Below are 3,383 nucleotides of genomic sequence, written 5' to 3'. Positions count from 1 at the left end.
GATCGACCTGAAGAAACAGTCGATCACCATGGGTAAAGGATGTTAAAAAGTGTTCACCATGTCCCCGAACACCTGTCTACCATGTCCCCGGACTGTACAGAGGGTTAGGGTGAGGGCGAGGAGGAATTACTCCCCCTGCTCGCGCGCAATCGCGCGATAGCCGATATCCTGACGGCTAAAGCTACCGTTCCAGTGAATATCCGCCATCAGCGCATAGGCGCGCTTCTGCGCTTCTGCCACGGTATGGCCCAGCGCGGTTGCACACAGCACGCGGCCGCCGTTGGTCAGAACGCGATCGTCCTCAGCCAGCTTCGTACCGGCGTGGAACACCTTCGCACCTTCCCTCTCTTCCAGCGTCAGACCGTGGATTTCATCTCCGGTGCTGTAGTTGCCCGGATAACCACCCGCAGCAATCACCACGCCGAGAGACGCACGCTCGTCCCACTCGGAGGTTTTCTCGTCCAGCTTGCCATCGCAGGCTGCCAGGCACAGATCCACCAGATCGGATTTCATGCGCAGCATGATGGGCTGCGTTTCCGGATCGCCAAAGCGGCAGTTGAATTCGATGACCTTAGGGTTACCCTGCTTGTCGATCATCAGACCTGCGTAAAGGAAACCGGTGTAGGTATTCCCTTCTGCTGCCATTCCCTTCACGGTAGGCCAGATGATGCGATCCATGGTGCGCTGGTGGACGTCGTCAGTCACGACCGGAGCAGGGGAGTAAGCGCCCATCCCGCCGGTGTTAGGACCCGTGTCGCCATTACCCACACGCTTGTGATCCTGGCTGGTGGCCATCGGCAGAACGTGCTCGCCGTCGACCATGACGATAAAGCTCGCCTCTTCACCGTCGAGGAACTCTTCAATCACGATGCGGTGACCCGCATCGCCAAAGGCGTTACCTGCCAGCATGTCCTGAACCGCGGCTTCGGCTTCGTCGAGCGTCATCGCGACGATCACGCCTTTACCGGCGGCCAGACCGTCGGCCTTGATAACAATCGGCGCGCCCTTCTCACGTAAGTAGGCCAGAGCAGGCTCCACTTCAGTGAAATTCTGGTATTCCGCCGTCGGGATGTTATGACGCGCGAGGAAATCTTTGGTGAAGGCTTTGGAGCCTTCCAGCTGCGCGGCGCCTTCCGTTGGGCCGAAGATTTTCAGGCCCGCTGCGCGGAACGCATCCACCACGCCAATCACCAGCGGCGCTTCCGGGCCGACGATGGTCAGGTCGATTTTCTCGCTCTGGGCAAAACTGAGCAGCGCCGGAATGTCGGTCACGCCGATAGCCACGTTCTGCAGCGCGGGTTCCAGTGCGGTACCGGCGTTGCCCGGTGCCACGAAGACCGTTTTCACCAGCGGAGACTGCGCCGCTTTCCACGCCAGCGCGTGCTCGCGTCCGCCGTTACCAATCACTAATACTTTCATTTTCAGCTCCGGGAATTAATGGCGGAAGTGGCGCATGTCGGTGAAGATCATCGCGATGCCGTGTTCGTCGGCAGCGGCAATCACTTCGTCGTCGCGGATTGAACCGCCAGGCTGGATCACGCAGGTGATGCCGACAGCGGCTGCGGCGTCGATACCGTCACGGAACGGGAAGAAGGCGTCAGAGGCCATGGCGGAGCCTTTGACTTCCAGGCCTTCGTCACCTGCTTTAATACCCGCGATTTTTGCAGAGTAAACGCGGCTCATCTGGCCTGCGCCTATCCCGATGGTCATGTTCTCTTTCGCGTAGACGATGGCGTTGGATTTCACGAACTTCGCCACTTTCCAGCAGAACAGCGCGTCACGCAGTTCCTGTTCGGTCGGCTGACGTTTGGTCACCACGCGCAGGTCGGCTTCTGTCACCATACCCAGATCGCGATCCTGAACCAGCAGACCGCCGTTTACGCGTTTGAAGTCCAGGCCCGGCACGCGTTCTGCCCACTGGCCGCAAACCAGTACGCGCACGTTCTGTTTTGCCGCGGTGATTTTCAGCGCTTCATCGGAGGCCGATGGCGCGATGATCACTTCGACAAACTGGCGGGAGATGATGGCCTGTGCGGTTTCCGCATCCAGCTCGCGGTTGAAGGCAATGATGCCACCGAACGCGGAGGTTGGGTCAGTTTTGTACGCGCGATCGTAAGCTTCCAGAATCGACGTGCTTACCGCCACGCCGCATGGGTTGGCGTGCTTGACGATAACGCAGGCCGGCTCGCTGAACTCTTTCACGCATTCCAGCGCGGCGTCGGTGTCGGCAATGTTGTTATAGGAGAGCGCTTTGCCCTGCACCTGCTGAGCGGTTGCAACAGAGGCTTCTTTTACCTCTTCTTCTATATAGAAGGCCGCCTGCTGGTGGCTGTTCTCACCGTAACGCATATCCTGCTTCTTAATGAAATTCAGGTTCAGGGTGCGCGGGAAGCGGCCGGAAGGATCTTTGCTTTCACCGTGGTAAGCCGGTACCAGGCTACCGAAGTAGTTGGCGATCATGCTGTCGTACGCCGCGGTGTGTTCGAAGGCTTTGATGGCGAGGTCGAAACGCGTTTCCAGGGTCAGCGACCCTTCGTTGGCGTCCATCTCATTAATAATGGTGGTGTAATCGCTGCTCTTTACCACGATGGCGACATCTTTATGGTTCTTGGCCGCAGAGCGCACCATGGTCGGGCCGCCGATATCAATGTTCTCTACAGCATCTTCCAGAGAGCAGCCTTCACGGGCAACGGTCTGGGCAAACGGGTAGAGGTTAACGACAACCATGTCGATCGGCGCGATGTCGTGCTGTTCCATAATGGCGTCGTCCTGGCCGCGACGGCCAAGAATACCGCCGTGGACTTTCGGATGCAGGGTTTTGACGCGTCCATCCATCATTTCCGGGAAACCGGTGTAATCGGACACTTCGGTTACCGGCAGACCTTTATCTGCTAACAGGCGAGCGGTTCCACCTGTGGAAAGCAGCTCCACACCGCGTGCAGAAAGTGCCTGAGCGAATTCGACGATACCGGCTTTATCAGAAACACTGAGCAGAGCGCGGCGGACTGGACGACGTTGTTGCATGGTAAATCCCCTGGATTTCACGATTACAGAGAGCGTTAGATGAATTTTCCTGTGAAAAACTCATCTAACACACCTGACGAGGCATCCTTGTTAAGCGCGAGCATTTTAACGAAAACGTTTGCGCAACGCTCGCACATTTTTACTTTTTCGTATCATTGTGGATAAGTCTGTGTGTAAAAAGGTATAAGGCGGGGTTTTGCTGGGGAATGCAGCAGTCAGTCATTTTTCTGTCATTTAGCGGTTGCGGCCTGCGGATAACTCCCTATAATGCGCCTCCATCGACACGGCGGATGTGAATCACTTCACACAACAAGCGGTTCGGTTGAAGAGAAAAAATCCTGAAATAACGGGTTGACTCT

The 3,383-nt window shown here is 57.0% G+C and carries 2 protein-coding genes; both read right to left on the bottom strand.

Going from position 1 to position 3,383, the window contains the following annotated elements; genetic code table 11:
* Positions 1 to 126: 126 nt before the first annotated feature.
* Entirely contained in the window at positions 127 to 1,419 is a 1,293-nt protein-coding gene (purD, locus tag ACMWJS_RS22830) for a phosphoribosylamine--glycine ligase (RefSeq protein WP_414747629.1), read from the bottom strand.
* A 15-nt stretch (positions 1,420 to 1,434) separates the two neighbouring features.
* Positions 1,435 to 3,024 (bottom strand): bifunctional phosphoribosylaminoimidazolecarboxamide formyltransferase/IMP cyclohydrolase, encoded by a 1,590-nt coding sequence (purH, locus tag ACMWJS_RS22825; RefSeq protein ID WP_048030768.1) that lies wholly within the window; start codon positions 3,022 to 3,024, stop codon positions 1,435 to 1,437.
* Positions 3,025 to 3,383 lie beyond the last annotated feature (359 nt).

Origin of the sequence: Enterobacter sp. HK-058-C-ECC, assembly GCF_047531125.1 — a bacterium.
Taxonomy (GTDB): domain Bacteria; phylum Pseudomonadota; class Gammaproteobacteria; order Enterobacterales; family Enterobacteriaceae; genus Enterobacter; species Enterobacter quasiroggenkampii.
Note: the sequence above shows the minus strand (reverse complement) of the source record. Positions and strands in the feature narration are given on the sequence as shown.